Annotated in this window: 15 protein-coding genes; 11 read left to right on the plus strand and 4 right to left on the minus strand. The window is 69.7% G+C overall.

The features are described 5' to 3' along the window. The first annotated feature begins 53 nt into the window (after positions 1-53). From IG84_RS0108255 to IG84_RS0108265, 3 genes are all read left to right on the plus strand, one after another. Positions 54-2,111: a beta-galactosidase gene (locus tag IG84_RS0108255; protein WP_031053220.1), complete on the plus strand. Its 2,058-nt coding sequence runs from the start codon at positions 54-56 to the stop codon at positions 2,109-2,111. Between the two features lie 41 nt (positions 2,112-2,152). Then, complete coding sequence (locus IG84_RS0108260) at positions 2,153-4,198, plus strand: RICIN domain-containing protein (RefSeq protein ID WP_031053222.1); 2,046 nt, start codon at positions 2,153-2,155, stop codon at positions 4,196-4,198. Between the two features lie 150 nt (positions 4,199-4,348). Continuing rightward, positions 4,349-5,869, plus strand: coding sequence for a SulP family inorganic anion transporter (locus tag IG84_RS0108265; protein ID WP_031053224.1), 1,521 nt, complete (start codon positions 4,349-4,351; stop codon positions 5,867-5,869). Positions 5,870-5,893: 24 nt separating this feature from the next. Here IG84_RS0108265 and IG84_RS0108270 read toward each other — a convergent pair whose 3' ends face one another. After that, positions 5,894-6,307 carry an arsenate reductase ArsC gene (locus tag IG84_RS0108270; RefSeq protein ID WP_031053233.1) on the minus strand — a complete coding sequence of 138 codons (414 nt, stop codon included), beginning with the start codon at positions 6,305-6,307 and terminating at the stop codon, positions 5,894-5,896. A gap of 61 nt (positions 6,308-6,368) precedes the next feature. Here IG84_RS0108270 and IG84_RS0108275 point away from each other — a divergent pair, with 61 nt between their 5' ends. Then, positions 6,369-6,680: an ArsR/SmtB family transcription factor gene (locus tag IG84_RS0108275; RefSeq protein ID WP_031053235.1), complete on the plus strand. Its 312-nt coding sequence runs from the start codon at positions 6,369-6,371 to the stop codon at positions 6,678-6,680. Next, positions 6,680-7,774: an ACR3 family arsenite efflux transporter gene (gene arsB, locus IG84_RS0108280; protein ID WP_031053237.1), complete on the plus strand. Its 1,095-nt coding sequence runs from the start codon at positions 6,680-6,682 to the stop codon at positions 7,772-7,774. Before IG84_RS0108275 ends, arsB begins: the two co-directional genes overlap by 1 nt. A gap of 9 nt (positions 7,775-7,783) precedes the next feature. Here arsB and IG84_RS0108285 read toward each other — a convergent pair whose 3' ends face one another. After that, positions 7,784-8,146: an ArsR/SmtB family transcription factor gene (locus tag IG84_RS0108285; RefSeq protein WP_031053238.1), complete on the minus strand. Its 363-nt coding sequence runs from the start codon at positions 8,144-8,146 to the stop codon at positions 7,784-7,786. Between the two features lie 94 nt (positions 8,147-8,240). On the opposite strand from IG84_RS0108285, the gene IG84_RS0108290 reads away from it, so the two are divergent. The 4 genes from IG84_RS0108290 (at position 8,241) to folP (ending at position 12,432) form a co-directional block, all read left to right on the plus strand. Continuing rightward, complete coding sequence (locus IG84_RS0108290; RefSeq protein WP_031053241.1) at positions 8,241-9,605, plus strand: FAD-dependent oxidoreductase; 1,365 nt, start codon at positions 8,241-8,243, stop codon at positions 9,603-9,605. Between the two features lie 291 nt (positions 9,606-9,896). Continuing rightward, a complete protein-coding gene (locus IG84_RS0108295; protein ID WP_031053244.1) occupies positions 9,897-10,262 on the plus strand; it encodes a bifunctional 3-phenylpropionate/cinnamic acid dioxygenase ferredoxin subunit in 366 nt (121 codons plus the stop codon). Next, on the plus strand, positions 10,259-11,506 hold the full coding sequence (locus IG84_RS0108300) for an NAD(P)/FAD-dependent oxidoreductase (protein WP_031053247.1): 1,248 nt from the start codon (positions 10,259-10,261) through the stop codon (positions 11,504-11,506). Before IG84_RS0108295 ends, IG84_RS0108300 begins: the two co-directional genes overlap by 4 nt. Beyond that, positions 11,503-12,432, plus strand: a complete 930-nt coding sequence (folP, locus tag IG84_RS0108305; protein WP_051861508.1) for a dihydropteroate synthase — start codon at positions 11,503-11,505, stop codon at positions 12,430-12,432. Before IG84_RS0108300 ends, folP begins: the two co-directional genes overlap by 4 nt. Before the next feature lie 93 nt (positions 12,433-12,525). On the opposite strand, the gene IG84_RS0108310 is transcribed toward folP, so the two are convergent. Beyond that, positions 12,526-13,317 carry an IclR family transcriptional regulator gene (locus IG84_RS0108310; protein ID WP_051861509.1) on the minus strand — a complete coding sequence of 264 codons (792 nt, stop codon included), beginning with the start codon at positions 13,315-13,317 and terminating at the stop codon, positions 12,526-12,528. Positions 13,318-13,413: 96 nt separating this feature from the next. Beyond that, positions 13,414-14,286, minus strand: coding sequence for a formyltetrahydrofolate deformylase (purU, locus tag IG84_RS0108315; RefSeq protein ID WP_031053253.1), 873 nt, complete (start codon positions 14,284-14,286; stop codon positions 13,414-13,416). Positions 14,287-14,561: 275 nt separating this feature from the next. Between purU and IG84_RS0108320 the strand changes: the two genes are divergently transcribed. Beyond that, the gene (locus IG84_RS0108320) at positions 14,562-17,015 is read left to right on the plus strand and encodes a GcvT family protein (protein WP_031053256.1); all 2,454 of its coding nucleotides are present in this window, start codon (positions 14,562-14,564) and stop codon (positions 17,013-17,015) included. Between the two features lie 49 nt (positions 17,016-17,064). Then, on the plus strand, positions 17,065-17,931 hold the full coding sequence (locus tag IG84_RS0108325; protein WP_031053259.1) for a bifunctional methylenetetrahydrofolate dehydrogenase/methenyltetrahydrofolate cyclohydrolase: 867 nt from the start codon (positions 17,065-17,067) through the stop codon (positions 17,929-17,931). The last annotated feature ends 16 nt before the right edge of the window (positions 17,932-17,947 follow it).

A 17,947-nucleotide genomic window follows, 5' to 3' on the forward strand; every position in this document is an offset into this window, starting at 1 on the left:
GAGCACCGAGCAGCAGCTCCCCGTCAGCCGTCTCGTTCCCCGGAAGGACCTGCATGATCCCGCCCGCCTCTCCGCGCCCGCCCCGCTTCCCGTACGCGACGGGCGGCGACGGCTCCCCACGGCTCGTCTACGGAGCCGACTACAACCCCGAGCAGTGGCCACGGGAGGTATGGGAGGAGGACATCCGGCTGATGCGCGAGGCCGGGGTGAACATCGTCTCCCTGGCGATCTTCTCCTGGGCGCGACTCCAACCCACCGCCGAGACCTGGGACTTCGCCTGGCTCGACGAGATCATGGCACTGCTGCACGAGGGCGGCATCGGCGTCGATCTGGCCACCGCGACCGCCTCCCCGCCGCCCTGGCTCACCGCCGCGCACCCGGAGATCCTGCCGGTGACCGTCACAGGGGAGACGGTGTGGCCGGGGGCACGGCAGCACTGGCGGCCCACTTCGCCCGTCTTCCGCGAGCACGCGTTGCGTCTCGTACGGCAGTTGGCGACCCGGTACGCCCGGCATCCCGCCCTCGTGGCCTGGCACATCAACAACGAGCTGGGCTGTCACAACGTCTACGACTACTCGGACGACGCGGCCCGCGCCTTCCGTGCGTGGCTGCGCCGCCGCTACAGCACGCTCGACGCGCTCAACGGCGCCTGGGGTACGGCGTTCTGGTCCCAGCACTACAGCGACTGGGACCAGATCCTGCCGCCGCGCCTGGCCGCCTCGCACCCGAACCCCACACAGCAGCTCGACTTCAAACGCTTCTCGTCCGACGCGCTCAAGGACCATCTGCGCGCCGAGCGCGAGGTGCTCCGGGAACTCACCCCGGACACGCCCGTCACCAGCAACTTCATGGTGATGCCCGGCATCAAGGGCATGGACTACGCGGATTGGGCGAGCGAGGTCGACTTCGTCTCCAACGACCACTACGTCGTGCCCGGGCCGCAGGACCGTGACGAGCTGTCCTTCTCGGCCAACCTGACCAGCGGCATCGCGGGCCACCGTCCGTGGTTCCTGATGGAGCACTCCACCAGCGCCGTGAACTGGCAGCCCGTCAACCGGGCCAAGGCACCCGGCGAACTGGCCCGGGACTCGCTGCTGCACGTGGCGCACGGTGCGGACGCCGTGTGCTTCTTCCAGTGGCGCCAGTCCGCCGCGGGCGCCGAGAAGTACCACTCGGCGATGGTGCCGCACGCCGGCGCCGACAGTGACCTCTTCCGCTCCGTTGTCGCGTTGGGACGGACGATCGAGGCGCTCGGGCCGGTCGCCGGTGCCGAGCGCGAACCCGCCCGCGTGGCCGTCCTGTTCGACTGGGACTCGTGGTGGACCAGCGAACACGACTCCCACCCGACCTCGCGCCTCGACTACCACCGCGAGGCACTGGACTGGTATTCCGCACTGCTGCGGCTCGGCATCCGTGCCGACGTCGTGCCGGCCCAGGACACCGACCTCACCACGTATGACGTGGTGATCGCACCGGTCCTGCATGTGGTGCCCCAGCCGCTGGCCAAGGAGCTCACGCGTTACGTCGAGGGCGGCGGCCACCTCGTCACCACGTATTTCTCCGGCGTCGTCGACGAGAACGACCACATCTGGCTCGGCGGCTACCCCGGGGCGCTGCGCGAGCTGCTGGGGGTCCGGATCGAGGAGTTCGGGCCGCTGCTCGACGGTGACACCGTCGATCTCGACAACGCCACCACGGGCAGCCTGTGGACCGACCGGATCACCGTCTCCGGCCCCGACGTCGAGGTACTCGCCCGCTACCGCACCGGCGCGTACGCCAGCCGCCCGGCGGTCACACGCCATACGACGGGCCGGGGCTCGGCCACGTACATCTCCACCCGTCTGGGCGTCGACGGCCTGTCGACCCTCCTGCCCGAGCTGCTCGCCCCGGCGGGCGTCACGAGCGAACTGCCCGAAGTCGCCTGCGGCTCGGTGGAGTTGACGGTGCGTCGCGGCGATGGCTACCGCTACCTGTTCCTGGTCAACCGGACCGATGCACCGGTGCCGCTGCCGGGCGTCACCCGTGACGTTCTCGCGGGCCCCGAACCCGGCGGTGACGGTCTCGTACTGCCGCCCCGCGAGGTCGCCGTACTGCGGCTGCCCGCCTCCTGACCGCTCCACCAACAACGCACCCATTGAGTGAGGAGCACACGTTGGCCCGCCACACCCGCACCAGACGACTGCTCGGCGTTGTCACCACCACCGCACTCGCCACCGGTACCGCACTGCTCGGCACCGCGTCGCCGGCCCGCGCGGCGACCGCATCCGTCACCGTCCGGCCCGACCCCTCCTACCAGCAACAGCCTTTCCAGGGCTGGGGCACCAGCCTTGCCTGGTTCGCCAACGTCACCGGCGGCTACCCCGAGCCGATCCGCGAGAAGCTCGCCGACCTCCTCTTCGGCGACAAGGGTCTCGCCCTGAACATCGCCCGTTACAACATCGGCGGCGGCAACGCCCCCGACGTCAAGGACTACCTGCGACCGGGAGGCGCCGTCGAGGGCTGGTGGAAGGCCCCGAAGGGCACCACCCGCGACGACACCGACTGGTGGAACGCCGACGATCCCGCCGACTGGAACGCGGACGCCGACGCCACACAGCGCTGGTGGGTCGACCGGATCAAGGACGACGTCGACCACTGGGAGACGTTCAGCAACTCACCGCCCTGGTTCATGACCGGGAGCGGCTACGTCTCCGGTGGCTTCGACGCGAACAAGGACCAGCTCAAGTCCGATTCCGTCGACGACTTCGCCGCCTACGTGGCGGGCGCCACCAAGCGGCTGGAAAGGGCCGAGGGCATCAAGGTCGACACCGTCGACCCGTTCAACGAACCCAACACCGGCTACTGGAGCACCAAGCTCGGCCCCGACGGCGAGCCGACCGGCGGCCGCCAGGAAGGCGCCCACATGGGCCCCGAGCTCCACAAGAAGGTGATACGCGCCCTCGCCCCCGCCCTGGCGAAGGCACGCACCGGCGCCAAGATCTCCGCGATGGACGAAACCAATCCGGGGATCTTCGCGACCAACTGGAACAGCTACCCGGCCGACGTGCGCGACCTCGTCGGGCAGATGAACGTCCACACGTACGGCACCGGTGGCCGCACCACCGTCCGCGACCTCGCCAAGGCCGCCGGCAAGCCGCTGTGGATGAGCGAGGTCGAAGGCGACTGGGGCGACGGGCAGTCCTTCACGGACATGCGGCCGGGCCTGGGCCTCGCCCAGCACATGGTCGATGACCTGCGGGAACTCGAACCGAGTGCGTGGGTGTTCTGGCAGCCCGTCGAGGACTACGACAACATGAAGCCCGGTGGCGAGTCCGGCAAGGGCGGCAACTGGGGCAGCGTCCAGATCCCGTTCAGTTGCACCTCGAAGGACACCCTCGAGAGCTGCCCCATCCGTACGAACACGAAGTTCGACACGGCCCGCAACTTCACGCACTTCATCAAGCCGGGGGACCGGCTGATCAAGACGGACGACACGTCCAGCACCGCCGCCGTCTCGCGGTCCGGCGATGCCGCCACCGTGGTCCACGTCAATGGGACGACGGACACCCGCACGGTGACCGTCGACCTGTCGAAGTTCCGGCACATCGCCGCGGGCGCCACCGTCACACCGGTCGTGACCAGCGCAGACGGCAAGCTGAAGCGGCACGCGGCCATCCCGGTCGACGGCAGGAAGGCCACTTTCACGGTGCCCGCGCAGTCGGTGACGTCGTTCGTCGTCGACGGAGTGTCCGGTGTCGCGGCGGATGCGGCGCTGCTGCGCAAGGGACACACGTACGAGCTGACCGGTGTGCAGAGCGGCAAGGCACTCACTGTCGCCGACGACGGCACCGGGCTTGTCGTCAAGAGCGGTACGTCTGATGCCGGGCAGCGCTGGCAACTGCGGCAGGTCAACGGCGACCGTACGTCGAACCAGGCGCGGTACGTGTTCATCAACGCGGCCGACGGCAATCGATTGGCGGTGCGCGACGACACCCCGGTCCTGGAACCCGACACCGGGCGGCGCGACACAGCCACCCAGTGGATCGTGTCGACAACCGGTGACGGCCACTGGACCCTCGTCAACGCGGCCACCGGCAGGCTCCTCGAAGTGGGCGGCCAGGCCACCCACGAAGGTGCCGCCGTCACCACCTGGCAGCCGAACTCCGGCACCAACCAGCTCTGGAAAGTAACGGACGTGACCGGGCGAGCCGCTTCGTAGCGCGCCGTCAGGGAATGACCAGTCCGGTCTCCTCGTAGCGCCGGATGGTACGGGTAGAGTTTCTGGCGGATGGAGGGTGCGGTACACCGCTGCCCTCCTCCTGCCGTGTCGGGGCCGACGCCGCCCCCGGCGAAGATCTTGTGCCCGAGCATGACAGGTTCCGCGTTGTTGTCTTCTTTCCCGTCCGCCCGTGAGCGGCTGCAGGCGGCCGGCCGCCCCGCCTGGCTGTCCTCGCCCAAGGTCTTCCGCACCGAAGTCCTGGCCGGTCTGGTCGTCGGTCTGGCCCTGATCCCCGAGGCGATCTCCTTCTCGGTGATCGCGGGGGTCGATCCCAAGGTGGGACTGTTCGCCGCCTGCGTCATGGCGATGGTGATCGCCTTCGTCGGCGGCCGCCCGGCCATGATCTCCGCGTCCACCGGTGCCGTCGCCCTGGTCGTCGCTCCCGTCGCCCGCCAGCACGGACTGGGGTACCTGCTCGCCACCGCCATCCTCGCCGGTGTCTTCCAGATCGCCCTCGGCGCCCTCGGCGTGGCCAAGCTGATGCGGTTCGTCCCGCGCTCGGTGATGGTCGGCTTCGTCAACGCCCTGGGCATCCTGCTGTTCACCGCCCAGATCCCGAACCTCCTCGACGTACCGTGGGCGGTCTACCCGCTGGTCGTCGCCGGTCTGGCCCTGATGATCCTCTTCCCGAAGGTCACCAAGGCCGTGCCCGCGCCGCTCGTCTCGATCGTCATCCTCACCGTCATCACCGTGGCGGCCGGCATCGCGGTCCCCACCGTCGGCGACAAGGGCAAGCTGCCCTCCTCGCTGCCCGTGCCCGGCCTGCCCGATGTGCCCTTCAGCGTGCACACCCTGACCGTCATCGCCCCCTACGCGCTGGCGATGGCCCTGGTGGGGCTCATGGAGTCGCTGATGACGGCGAAGCTGGTGGACGAGATCACCGACACCCGCTCCCACAAGACCCGCGAATCCATCGGCCAGGGCATCGCCAACATCACCGCCGGCTTCTTCGGCGGCATGGGCGGCTGCGCGATGATCGGCCAGACGATGATCAACGTGAAGAACGGCGCGCGTACTCGCCTGTCGACGTTCCTGGCCGGGTTCTTCCTGCTGATCCTGTGCATCGTCCTCGGCCCGGTCGTGTCGAAGATCCCGATGGCCGCGCTGGTCGCGGTGATGGTCCTGGTCTCGGTCGGCACCTTCGACTGGCACTCGGTCAAGCCCGCCACCCTCAAGCGCATGCCGATCGGCGAGACCGCCGTCATGGTCATCACGGTCATCGTCGTGGTCGCCACCGACAACCTCTCCATCGGCGTCGTCGTCGGCACCGTCACCGCCATGGTGATCTTCGCCCGCCGCGTCGCCCACCTCGCCAACGTCACGGCGGTCACCGACCCCGACGGCACCCAGGTCGTCTACTCCGTCACCGGCGAACTCTTCTTCGCCTCCTCCAACGACCTGGTCACCCAGTTCGACTACGCCGGCGACCCGGACCACGTCGTGATCGACCTGACCGCAGCCCACGTCTGGGACGCCTCTTCCGTCGCCGCACTGGACGCGATCGAGACCAAGTACACCCAGCGCGGCAAGACCGTCGAGATCATCGGCCTGAACGAGCCGAGCGCCCGCCTGCACAAGACACTCAGCGGCGAACTCGCCGACAGCCACTGACCCGTCCCCGGGTACGCACGTCGCTCACTTCGTCCCCTCCGGGGCGATCTCCGTGATCAGGCCCTCCACCAGGCTCTTGATCTCATCGCGGATCGGCCGTACGGCTTCGACGCCCTGACCTGCCGGATCGTCCAGCTTCCAGTCCAGGTAGCGCTTGCCGGGAAAGACGGGGCAGGCGTCGCCGCAGCCCATCGTGATGCAGACGTCGGACGCCTGGACGGCGTCAGCGGTCAGGACCTTCGGCCGCTGTGCCGACATGTCGATACCGACCTCGCGCATGGCCTCGACGGCGGCGGGGTTGATCCGGTCGGCGGGGGAGGAGCCGGCGGAGCGTACCTCGATACGGTCCCCGGCCAGGTGGGACAGCCACGCGGCGGCCATCTGAGAGCGCCCGGCGTTGTGGACACACACGAACAGGACAGCGGGCTTCTCGGACATCGGGAACCTTCTCATCAGCGGCCAGTGGTGTCAGCGGAAACTGATGTGAAAGTATCAGTCCATGATGACGTCAGCCAATACTGAACTGATCCGGGTCCTCGCCGACCCGCTCAGGCTTCAGATCGTGTCCCTCCTCGCCCACGAGACCCTGTGCACGACGCACCTGGTGGCGGAGACGGGCGCCCGGCAGACGAATCTCTCCAACCACCTCCGTGTCCTGCGCGAGGCGGGGGTGGTGGAGACCGAGCCGTGCGGCCGCTTCACCTACTACAAGCTCCACCCCGCGGTGCTGGAGTCCCTGGCCGCGATGTTCGGTGAGCTGGCCGCCACCGCGCGTACGACGATCACGACCGACCGAAAGCGAGCCTGCTGATGACCGCGACCGAACCCGGTACCACCGCACCACCGAAGGGTGGCGGGGATGCCTCGATCGTCGCCAAGCTCTCCACGCTCGACCGCTTCCTGGCGCTGTGGATCCTGCTCGCGATGGCCGTCGGCCTCGGCCTGGGGCGCCTGATCCCCGGCCTGAACAGCGCGCTCAGCAAGGTCGAGGTCGGCGGCATCTCGCTCCCGATCGCCCTCGGCCTGCTGGTCATGATGTACCCGGTCCTCGCCAAGGTCCGTTACGACAAGCTGGACGCCGTCACCGGTGACCGCAAGCTGATGGTCTCGTCCCTCGTCATCAACTGGCTCGTCGGACCTGCCGTGATGTTCGCGCTGGCCTGGATCTTCCTGCCCGACCTCCCCGAGTACCGCACCGGCCTGATCATCGTCGGCCTCGCCCGCTGCATCGCCATGGTCATCATCTGGAACGACCTGGCCTGCGGCGACCGAGAGGCCGCCGCCGTCCTCGTCGCACTGAACTCGGTCTTCCAGGTCATCGCCTTCGGCCTGCTCGGCTGGTTCTACCTGGACCTGCTGCCCCAGTGGCTCGGCCTCGGGAACGGCCAGGGCCTCGACGTCCCGGTCTGGCACATCGCCCTGAACGTGATCGTCTTCCTCGGCGTGCCGCTGCTCGCCGGCGTCCTCACCCGCCGCATCGGCGAGCGCAAGCTCGGCCGTGAGCGCTACGAGTCCCGCTTCCTGCCGAAGATCGGCCCCTGGGCGCTGTACGGCCTGCTCTTCACGATCGTCATCCTCTTCGCGCTGCAGGGTAAGACGATCACCACACAGCCGCTGGACGTGGCCCGGATCGCGCTGCCGCTGCTGGTCTACTTCGCCGTGATGTGGGCCGGTGCCTTCCTGCTCGGCAAGGGTATCGGCCTGCCGTACGACCGCACCGCCACCCTCGCCTTCACGGCCGCCGGCAACAACTTCGAGCTGGCCATCGCCGTCGCCATCGCCACCTTCGGCGTCATCTCCGGCCAGGCCCTCTCCGGCGTCGTCGGCCCGCTCATCGAGGTACCGGTACTGGTGGCGCTGGTGTACGTCTCGCTGGCCTGGCGCAAGAAGTTCACCACGCGCTGAGCCCCGCGCTCAGGCGCTGTACCGCCCCAGGGTCTGCCCCATCGCGGCCAGCACGGAGGGCTCGACGCGGTAGTACACCCACGTCCCCCGCCGCTCCGAAGTGAGCAGCCCGGCTTCCCTCAGCTTCTTGAGGTGGTGGGAGACGGTGGGCTGGGAGACGCCGACATCGGAGATGTCGCACACGCACGCCTCGCCGCCCTCGTGCGAGGCGACCAGCGAGAAGAGCCGGAGCCGTACCGGGTCGCCGAGGGCCTTGAACATCTTGGCGGTCCGCTCCGCCTCCTCCGCGGTCAGCGGGCGCTCGGTCAGCGGCGGGCAGCACGGCGTCGCGGTCTCCGGGGCCAGTACCGGCAGCACCTTGGAATTCGACATGTGTCTATGTTGACACATGTCGAAGCAGGTGGCCATGCTGGCAGTGTCACCCATCGACAGACGTCGAATCAGAGGGTGGGTAGAAGGAGTCGTCATGAACGCACCCACCGCTGAACTGCCTGTCGTGGTCGTCGGGGCCGGTCCGATCGGTCTGGCTGCCGCCGCGCACCTCATCGAGCGCGGCCTGACCCCGCTGGTTCTGGAGGCCGGGCCGTTCGCGGGCACCGCCGTACGGGAGTGGGCGCACGTACGGCTCTTCTCGCCCTGGGCCGAGGTCGTCGACCCCGCCGCCGAAAAGCTGCTGGCCCCGACGGGCTGGGTCCGGCCGGACGGCGACACCTACCCCTCGGGCGCCGACTGGGCCGAGCGGTACCTCCAGCCGCTGGCCGACGTCCTCGGTGACAGGGTCCGCTTCGGGGCCCGAGTCGCCGGCGTCTCCCGCGCCGGCCGCGACCGCGTGGTCGATGCCGGCCGGGAGGAACAGCCCTTCGCGGTCCACCTCCGTAACGCCGACGGCACCGAGGAGCGGCTGACGGCCCGCGCGGTGATCGACGCCTCCGGTACCTGGTCCACACCCGGCCCGCTGGGCGGCGACGGCCTCCCCGCCCTCGGTGAGCGTGCGGCCGCCGACCACGTCTCCTACCGCGTCCCCGACCTCAAGGATCCGGCCGTCCGCGCCCGTTACGCGGGCAAGCGCACCGCCGTCATCGGCTCCGGTGCCTCCGCGTTCACCGCCCTCGCGTACCTGGCCGACCTGGCCAAGGAGGCCCCCGGTACGCACACCACCTGGGTCCTGCGGCGCGGCATCAGCGGTTCCACTTTCGGTGGAGGAGAGGCCGACCAGCTCCCGGCCCGTGGCGCTCTCGGCCTGCGCGCCAAGGCGGCCGTGGACGACGGGTACGCCGATGCCGTCACCGGCTTCCGTACCACCGCCGTGGAGCGGGACGGCGAACAGCTCGTCCTCGTCGCCGAGGGCGGCCGCCGCCTCGACCCGGTGGACGAGGTCATCACCGTCACCGGCTTCCGCCCCGATTTGAGCTTCCTGAACGAACTCCGCCTCGGCCTCGACGAGCGCCTTCAGGCCCCGGCCGAACTCGCTCCGCTCATCGACCCCAACGTCCACTCCTGCGGCACGGTCTATCCGCACGGCGTCAAGGAGCTCTCCCACCCCGAGCAGGGCATCTACCTGGTGGGTATGAAGAGCTACGGGCGCGCCCCGACGTTCCTCGCGATGACCGGTTACGAGCAGGTCCGCTCCATCGCCGCCGCCCTGGCCGGTGACCGGGAGTCCGCCGAGCGCGTCGAGCTGACCCTGCCCGAGACCGGCGTCTGCGGCGGAGCGGGCCTCTTCGACGAGCCGGAGACGACCGAGGCGGACCAGCCGGGCGGTGGCTGCTGCTCCGCCCCGCCCACCCTCCAGATCGGCGCCGGCACGCCCACCCCCTCCGGAGGCTGCTGACCGCAGTAACACCCTCTCGCCGCACTCCCCTGCGTGGGAGGGGGAGGAGGGTCGCCACCCGGTTTCGCCCCGTTCCCGCTCTCCGTGCCGCGTTGATCAGACCCGTAGGGGATCTGGGGATTCGGCGATTCCGCACAGCGATTTTGGTTGCGTGATGCGCAACTCGTGAGAGATCCGTCGCGCGTTGCCCGTTGTTTGTTTGAGCGCCTTGACAGGGGTTCAGGGGGCCCGCAGACTCGTTGCGCAAGGCGCAGCCTGTTTCTTCATACGCAACGTACGCAACGAGGTGCCATGATGATTCCCGCGTGTCGTCTCGCCGACATTCCGCGAGGCGAGTCCTACCGGCTCGAGACCGACCCGCCCGTCGCGGTGTTCCACACCGAGGACGGCGAGGTCTATGCGATCGACGACACCTGCACCCATCAGGACGCCTCGTTGGCCGACGGCTGGCTGGAGGGGTGCGAGGTCGAATGCCCCCTGCACGCCTCGAAGTTCAACCTGCGCACCGGCGCCGTGGACGCCCCGCCGGCCAGGCTCCCCGTGCGTACGCACCAGGTCCTCATCGAGGACGGCATGGTCTACGTCGCGCTGTCCGACGCCCCGCCGAACCTGCCGCCCTCCTGCGTCGCCGCTCGCCTGGTCGGAGGTATGGCATGAAGACGGTGGCCGTCGTCGGTGCCTCGCTCGCCGGACTCTTCGCCGCCCGCGCACTGCGCAAGCAGGGCTATGACGGACGCCTCGTCCTCATCGGTGAGGAGGTCCACCGGCCCTACGACAGACCGCCGCTGTCGAAGGAGTTCCTCACCGGCAAGGTGGAGGAAGACGCACTCGCCCTTGAGGCGGACGGTGAGGAGCTTGATGCCGAGTGGGTTCTCGGAGCGCGAGCCGTCGGGCTGGACACCCGGGAGCGCTCGGTACGGCTCGCCGACGAGAGAGTGGTACGCGCGGACGGTGTGGTGATCGCCACGGGAGCCGCCGCGCGAAGGCTGCCCGGTAGCGACGGCCTGAGCGGCGTGCACGTACTGCGCACGCTCGACGATGCCCGTGCACTGCGGGACGACCTGACACGCGGCGGCCGACTGGTCGTCATCGGCGGCGGCTTCGTCGGTGCGGAAGTGGCCTCGACCGCCGCTGTTATGGGGTTGGATGTGACGTTTGTTGTGGGCGGTACCGCGCCGCTTGCCGGTCCGCTGGGGGCGGAAATGGCGGCGGGCGTCGCGGAGTTGCACGCCGATCACGGCGTTCGGCTGGTGTGCGGTACCGGCGTGCGAGGGGTGGCAGGGAAGGGGGCGGCCCCGGCCGTGGTCCCCCTGGGCCTGAGGGGGGCGGCGGTGTCCGCAGGCGACGGTGCGCGGGGGAGGGTGGAAGCGGTACTGCTCGACGACGGCCGCAGCCTGCCTGCCGACATCGTCGTGGTGGGCATCGGCGCCAATCCCTGCACCGACTGGCTGGAGGGCTCGGGCGTCGCGCTCGACAACGGTGTGCGCTGCGGGGCCGACGGCATCACGAGCGTCCCGGGTGTCGTCGCGGTCGGTGACTGCGCAGCCTGGTACGACCCGGTGTTCGGCACCCATCGCCGGGTCGAGCACTGGACCGGCGCCAAGGAGCGCCCGGCGGCGGCCGTGGCCGCCCTGCTGTCCGGTGGCACCGCCCCCTCCGGTCCGGCCCGTCCGCCCTACTTCTGGTCCGATCAGTACGGAGTGAAGATCCAGTTCGCCGGGCACGCGGCGCGTGCCGACAGTGTGACCGTCGAGGACGGCAGCCCGGCCGACCGCGGTTTCCTCGCGGTCTACCGTCGCGCCGGAGACCCGGTTGCCGTACTGGGCGTGGACCGGACCAAGCTCTTCACACGCTGGCGCCGGCAGCTCGCCACCGCGGCGGCGCAGGGCGGAGCCGTATGAGCACCGCGACCCGGCAGAGCCAGGGAGCCCCCGCGTTGTATCCGCAAGGGCTTCCCCGGCCCACCCGGACCCTGGTCATGGGCATTGTGAACGTCACGCCCGACTCGTTCTCCGACGGCGGGCGGTGGTACGGATCCGAGCAGGCCGTCGCGCACGGCCTCGCGCTGCTCGACGAGGGCGCGGACATCCTGGACGTGGGCGGTGAGTCGACCCGCCCCGGTGCGTTGCGTCCGTCGCCCGAGGAGGAGCTGCGGCGCGTACTGCCCGTCGTCCGCGAGCTCGCCGCCACAGGTGCGCCCATCAGTGTCGACACCATGCGGGCCGAGGTGGCCGCTCGCGCCATCGAGGCCGGCGCAACGCTGGTCAACGATGTCTCGGGCGGTCTCGCCGACCCCGCGATGCTGCCGCTGATGGCTCGGACCGGGATGCCGTACGTGGCCATGCACTGGCGCGGGCACTCCGCCGGCATGCAGGCCAACGCCGTGTACGACGATGTGGTCATCGATGTGGTCGATGAGTTGCGGTTGCGGGTCGAGGCCGCTCTGCACGCCGGCATCTCGCCGGACCGCCTCATCCTGGATCCGGGGCTGGGATTCGCCAAGTCCCCTGAACACAACTGGCAGTTGCTGGGCCGGCTGCGGGAGGTCACCGCGCTCGGCCATCCGGTCCTCGTGGGCGCGGCCCGTAAGTCCTTCCTGGGGCAGTTGCTCGCGGACCCGCTGACAGGCATGCCCCGTCCGGCGGACCAGCGGGACGCGGCCACCTCCGCGGTGTCCGTCCTGGCCGCCACGCAGGGGGCCTGGTGCGTGCGTGTGCACGACGTCGCCTCGACGGCCGACGCGGTACGTGTGACCGCCCGCTGGGGCCACGAAGCGACTGCCGCGACGCTGCCGACTGCCGCGACGCTGCAGACGTCGCTGCTCTGAGAGCCGCCCCACGAGGACCGTCGAGCATGGTGCTCCGGCCGCTCGTGGGGCCGGCTGCTCGTGGGGTCGGCCGCTCGTGGGGCCCGGCGGACGTCAGCCCCGATAGCCCAAACGCCGGCTCAGCTCCTCCGCTCCTTCGACCAGTGCCGGTGCGAGCTCGTGCATGCGTTCCTCGGTGAGGCGGAAGGCCGGCCCCGAGGCGGTCAGTGCCGCGACGGTTTCGCCGTCGCGCGAGCGGACCGGAGCGGCAATGGCGTTCAGGCCCTCCTCGTACTCCTCCACGGTGAGGGCATAGCCCCGCTCCCGCGTCTCGGCCAGCGCTGCTTCCAGCTTCTTCCTGGACGTCAGCGTGCGGGGCGTCATGCGCGCGAGCCGGGCCCCGGCGAGGAGTTCGGACCGGCGCTCGGGGGAGAGGTGGGCCAGGAGGACCTTGCCGCTCGCTGTGGAGTGGAGCGGCGTCAGCCGGCCGACCCAGTTCTGCGCGGTGATGGCTGACGGGCCGCGTACCTGATCGAGGTTGATCACGTAGTGGGACTCAAGCACGGCGATATTCATCGTCTCGCCCAGTTTTCCGGCGAGGCGTTCGCAGATCTTCCGGCCGTGCTTGGTGATGTCGATGCGCGCCGTCACCGCGCCGGCGAGGCGCACGATGCCGAAGCCGAGCCGGTACTTCCCGCGCTCGCTCTCCTGCTCGACCAGCCCACGCGCTTCCAGGGCGCCGAGCAGGCGGAACGCGGTGGACTTGTGCACACCGAGCGCCGCGGCCACGTCACTCACGCCTGCCTCGCCGTGCTGGGCCAGTAGCTCCAGCACGGAGACAGCCCGGTCGACGGACTGCACTCCGCCGCCGGAAGCGCCCGCGGGCTCAGTGCTGTCGTTGCTCATGGCGGAACTATAGGGGCATTGGTCAGCGAGGCCGGTGACCAGGAAAGTCGTCGGCGGGCGTCCTGCGAGGACGCCCACGGAAGTGAGGCCAAGGGGTCAGCGAAGGACGACCGTGCGGTTGCCGTTGATCATGATCCGGCTCTCGCTGTGCCACTCCACGGCCCGGGCGAGAACCTGTGCCTCGACATCACGGCCGAGGGTGACCAGGGTGTCGGGGCTCTGAGAATGGTCCACGCGGACGACGCCCTGCTCGATGATGGGGCCCTCGTCGAGGTCCGGGGTGACGTAGTGCGCCGTGGCGCCGACGAGCTTGACGCCGCGCTCGTGCGCCTGGTTGTACGGCCGTGCGCCCTTGAAGCTCGGCAGGAACGAGTGGTGAATGTTGATCGCCCGGCCTTCGAGCTGCTTGCACAGATCGTTCGACAGGATCTGCATGTAGCGGGCGAGGACCACCAGGTCGACGTTGAGTTCGTCGACCAGTTCCAGCAGCCGCGCCTCCGCCTCGGGCTTCGTCTCCCGTGTCACGGGGATGTGGTGGAACGGGATCCCGTGGCTCTCCGCGAGCGGTTCGAAGTCCCGGTGGTTGGAGACGATCGCCGGCACCTCGATGTTGAGTGCGCCGGTGCTGCGCCGGAAGAGCAGGTCGTTCAGGCAGTGGCCGAACTTCGACACCATGATCAGCGTCCGGGTCGGAGTCGACGCGTCGTACAGGTTCCAGGAGATCCGGTACGCCTCCGCCACGGGTGCGAAGCCGGAGCGCAGGTCTTCCAGCGAGATGTCCGGGTCCGGGACGTCGAAGCGCATGCGCAGGAAGAAGTGGCCCTGCAGCCGGTCGTCGAACTGCTGGCTCTCCTGGATGTTCCCGGAGTACTGGACGACGAAGCCGGTGACGGCGTGGACCAGGCCGGAACGGTCGGGGCACGAGACGGTGAGGATGAACTCGCGGTCGGGCTGCGGTCGAGCGGACACTGAGACCTCCCAAGAGGGTGCGCATTACGCAACAGCATGTCTGATACGCAACATGGTCCGGGCGGGACGGCCTGCGGTCAAGGGCTCTCATCGACCTTGTTCGGCGGGGAGTTGTGACGGCGGGCCCGCCAGTCGCCCGCTCTCCGGGCCGCCGAGCGGTGCGCTCTCCACACCCTGAGATCACCTCTTGACACGGGTCTGAGCGGACTGCACTGTGTGTTGCGCAACCCGATGCGCGTTGCGCATGAAGCAACTTCTGATGGGAGGGTGTGACGATGGCGGGACCGCGCGTGGTCATCATCGGTGCGGGTGTCGTGGGAGCGGCGCTGGCCGATGAGCTGTCCGTCCGGGGCTGGACCGAGGTGACGGTGGTAGACCAGGGGCCCCTGCCGGCCACCGGCGGATCGTCGTCACACGCTCCGGGCCTGGTGTTCCAGACCAACGCCTCGAAAGCCCTGACGGAGATGGCCCGTTACACGGTGGAGAAGTTCTCTTCGCTACAGGTGGCCGGGGAGCCGTGCTTCCTGCCGGTGGGAGGACTGGAGATCGCCACGACACCGGAACGGCTGGCGGAGTTGCAACGCCGGCACGGCTGGGTGACGTCGTGGGGCGTCGAGGCGCGGCTGTTGGGCCCGGAGGAGTGCGTCCGGCTGCATCCGCTGGTGAACGCCGAGCGGGTACTGGGCGGCATGCTGATCCCGACCGACGGACTGGCGAAAGCGGTACTGGCGGTCGAGGCACAGCTCAAGGCGGCCGAGGACCGCGGAGTGCGCCTCCTGGGCGACCACGAGGTCCTGGACATCCGCACCGAGGACGACGGCACCGGCGGCGACCGGGTGACCTCCGTGGTCACCGACCAGGGTGAGATCGCGGCGGACATCGTGGTGTGCTGTGCCGGCATCTGGGGGCCGAAGGTCGCCCGGATGGTGGGCATGGATCTTCCGCTGACCCCGCTCGCCCACCAACTGGCCTGGACGGGACCGGTGCCGGCGCTGGCGGGGCAGGACGAGGAGGCCGTCCGCCCGATCCTGCGCCACCAGGACGCCGACCTCTACTACCGCGACCGCTTCGACCGACTGGGCATCGGCTACTACGGGCACCGCGCGATGCCGGTGTCGGCCGACGACATCCTCTCGGTGAACGAAGCGGAGGAGATGCCGTCCGTCCTGCGCTTCACCCCCGAGGATTTCGCCGACGCCTGGACCGAGACCCAGTCACTGCTCCCGGCGACGCAGGAGGCCAAGGTCGAGGAAGGCATCAACGGACTGTTCTCCTTCACCACCGACGGCATGCCACTGCTCGGCGAGTCGCCGCAGGTGAAGGGGTTCTGGGTGGCGGAAGCAGTGTGGGTGACCCACTCCGCGGGCGTGGGCCGGGCCGTCGCCGAGTGGCTGGTGGACGGGTACTGCACCTCGTTCGACCTGCACGAATGCGACGTCAACCGGTTTGAACCGCACCAACTGGCCCCCGAGTACGTCCTGGCGCGCGACTGCCAGAACTTCGACGAGGTCTACGACATCCTCCACCCCCTCCAGCCGGCTGGTGCGCCGCGCCCCCTGCGCACCAGCCCCTTCCTGCCCCGCCAGCAGGAGCTCGGCGCGTACTTCCTGGAAGCATCGGGCTATGAGCGGCCCCAGTGGTACGCGGCCAATGAGCACCTGCTGGCGGGGCGGGAAATCCCCACGCCGAACGACTGGGCGGCCCGCTACTGGTCGCCGATCGTGGGCGCCGAGGCCCAGGCGACCCGCGAGGGCGTTGCGTTGTACGACATGACCGCACTGAAGCGGCTGGAGGTCACCGGCCGCGGCGCCGCGGCCTTCCTGCAGCACCTGACGACGGGGAACATCGACAAGTCGGTGGGCTCCGTCACGTACACACTGATGCTGGACGTGGACGGCGGGATTCGCAGCGATGTGACGATCGCCCGGCTGGGACGGAACCGCTTCCAGGTCGGCGCGAACGGCGCGCTCGACCTGGACTGGTTCAACCGGCATCTCCCGGCGGACGGATCCGTGGCGGTGCGCGACATCACCGCCGGCACCTGCTGTATCGGCCTGTGGGGGCCGAAGGCGCGCGAGGTGCTCCAGCCGCTGACCGACGCGGACTTCTCCAATGCCGGCCTGCGCTTCTTCCGCGCGAAGGAGGCGTACATCGGCTCCGTCCCCGTCACCGCGATGCGGCTGTCCTACGTCGGCGAGCTCGGCTGGGAGCTGTACACCACCGCCGACATGGGCCTGAAGCTCTGGGACACGCTCTGGGAGGCGGCCCGGCCGTACGGCGGCATCGCGGCCGGCCGGGGCGCGTTCAACAGCCTGCGGCTGGAGAAGGGTTACCGGTCCTTCGGCACCGACATGACCTTCGAGCACGACCCGTACGAAGCCGGCGTCGGCTTCGCGGTCAAGATGGACAAGGGCGACTTCCTCGGCCGCGAAGCGCTGCAGCAGCGCGCCGAGCGGGTGCGGCGCCGCCTGGCCTGCCTGACCATCGACGACCCCACTGCCGTGGTGATGGGCAAGGAACCGGTCCACGACGGGGACTGCGCCGTCGGTTATGTCACCAGCGCCGCGTACGGATACACGATCGGCAAGGGCATCGCCTACGCCTGGCTGCCCGCGGAGCTGGCCACTCCCGGTCGCACCCTGCACATCGGCTACTTCGACCAGGCCATCCCGGCGGTCGTCACCGAGGAACCGCTGTTCGACCCGAAAATGCAGCGCCTTCGCGGCTAGGGCGCGTCCATCCAAGAAGCGGCTCTCGCGGCTGAAAAAGGGGAGAAAAATGAGCGCGAACGTTCTTGACGGCCGTCGCACCGCGGCCGACATCCGGGCCGAACTCACCGTACGCGTCAATGCGTTGGCAGAACGCGGCGTCGTACCCGGTCTCGGCACGGTGCTGGTCGGTGACGACCCCGGCAGCCACGCGTACGTGGGCGGCAAGCACCGCGACTGCGCGCAGGTCGGGATCGCCTCGATCCGCCGTGAGCTGCCGGCCGACGCCACGCAGGAGCAGGTGGAACACGTCATCGACGAGCTCAACGCCGACCCCGCGTGCACCGGCTACATCGTCCAGCTCCCCCTCCCGCGCGGGCTCGACGCCAACGCGGTACTGGAGCGGATGGACCCGGCGAAGGACGCCGACGGCCTGCACCCGGTCAGCCTGGGGCGGCTGGTCCTCGGCGTCGAGAGCCCGCTGCCCTGCACCCCGCGCGGCATCGTCGAGCTGCTGCGGCGCCACGACGTACCGCTCGCCGGAGCCCGGGTCTGCGTGATCGGCCGCGGTGTCACGGTCGGCCGGCCCATCGGCCTGCTGCTCACCCGCAGGTCGGAGAACGCAACGGTGACGTTGTGTCACACCGGTACCAAGGGCCTGCCCTGGCACGTCCGCGAGGCGGATGTCGTCGTCGCGGCAGCCGGTTCCCCGGGCCTGATCACTCCGGACATGGTCCGGCCGGGCGCCGCCGTGCTGGACGTCGGCATCACCCGTACGGAAGAGGGCCTGCTCGGTGACGTGCATCCGGACGTCGCCGGGGTCGCCGGGTGGCTGGCACCGATGCCCGGCGGCGTCGGTCCCATGACACGGGCGATGCTGCTCGCCAATGTCGTCGAGGCGGCCGAACGCGCCGCCGGCCGACACGCTGCTGCGTGACGGCACCTCCACTTTC

The sequence above is a fragment of the Streptomyces ochraceiscleroticus genome (genome assembly GCF_000720485.1).
GTDB lineage: Bacteria > Actinomycetota > Actinomycetes > Streptomycetales > Streptomycetaceae > Streptomyces > Streptomyces ochraceiscleroticus.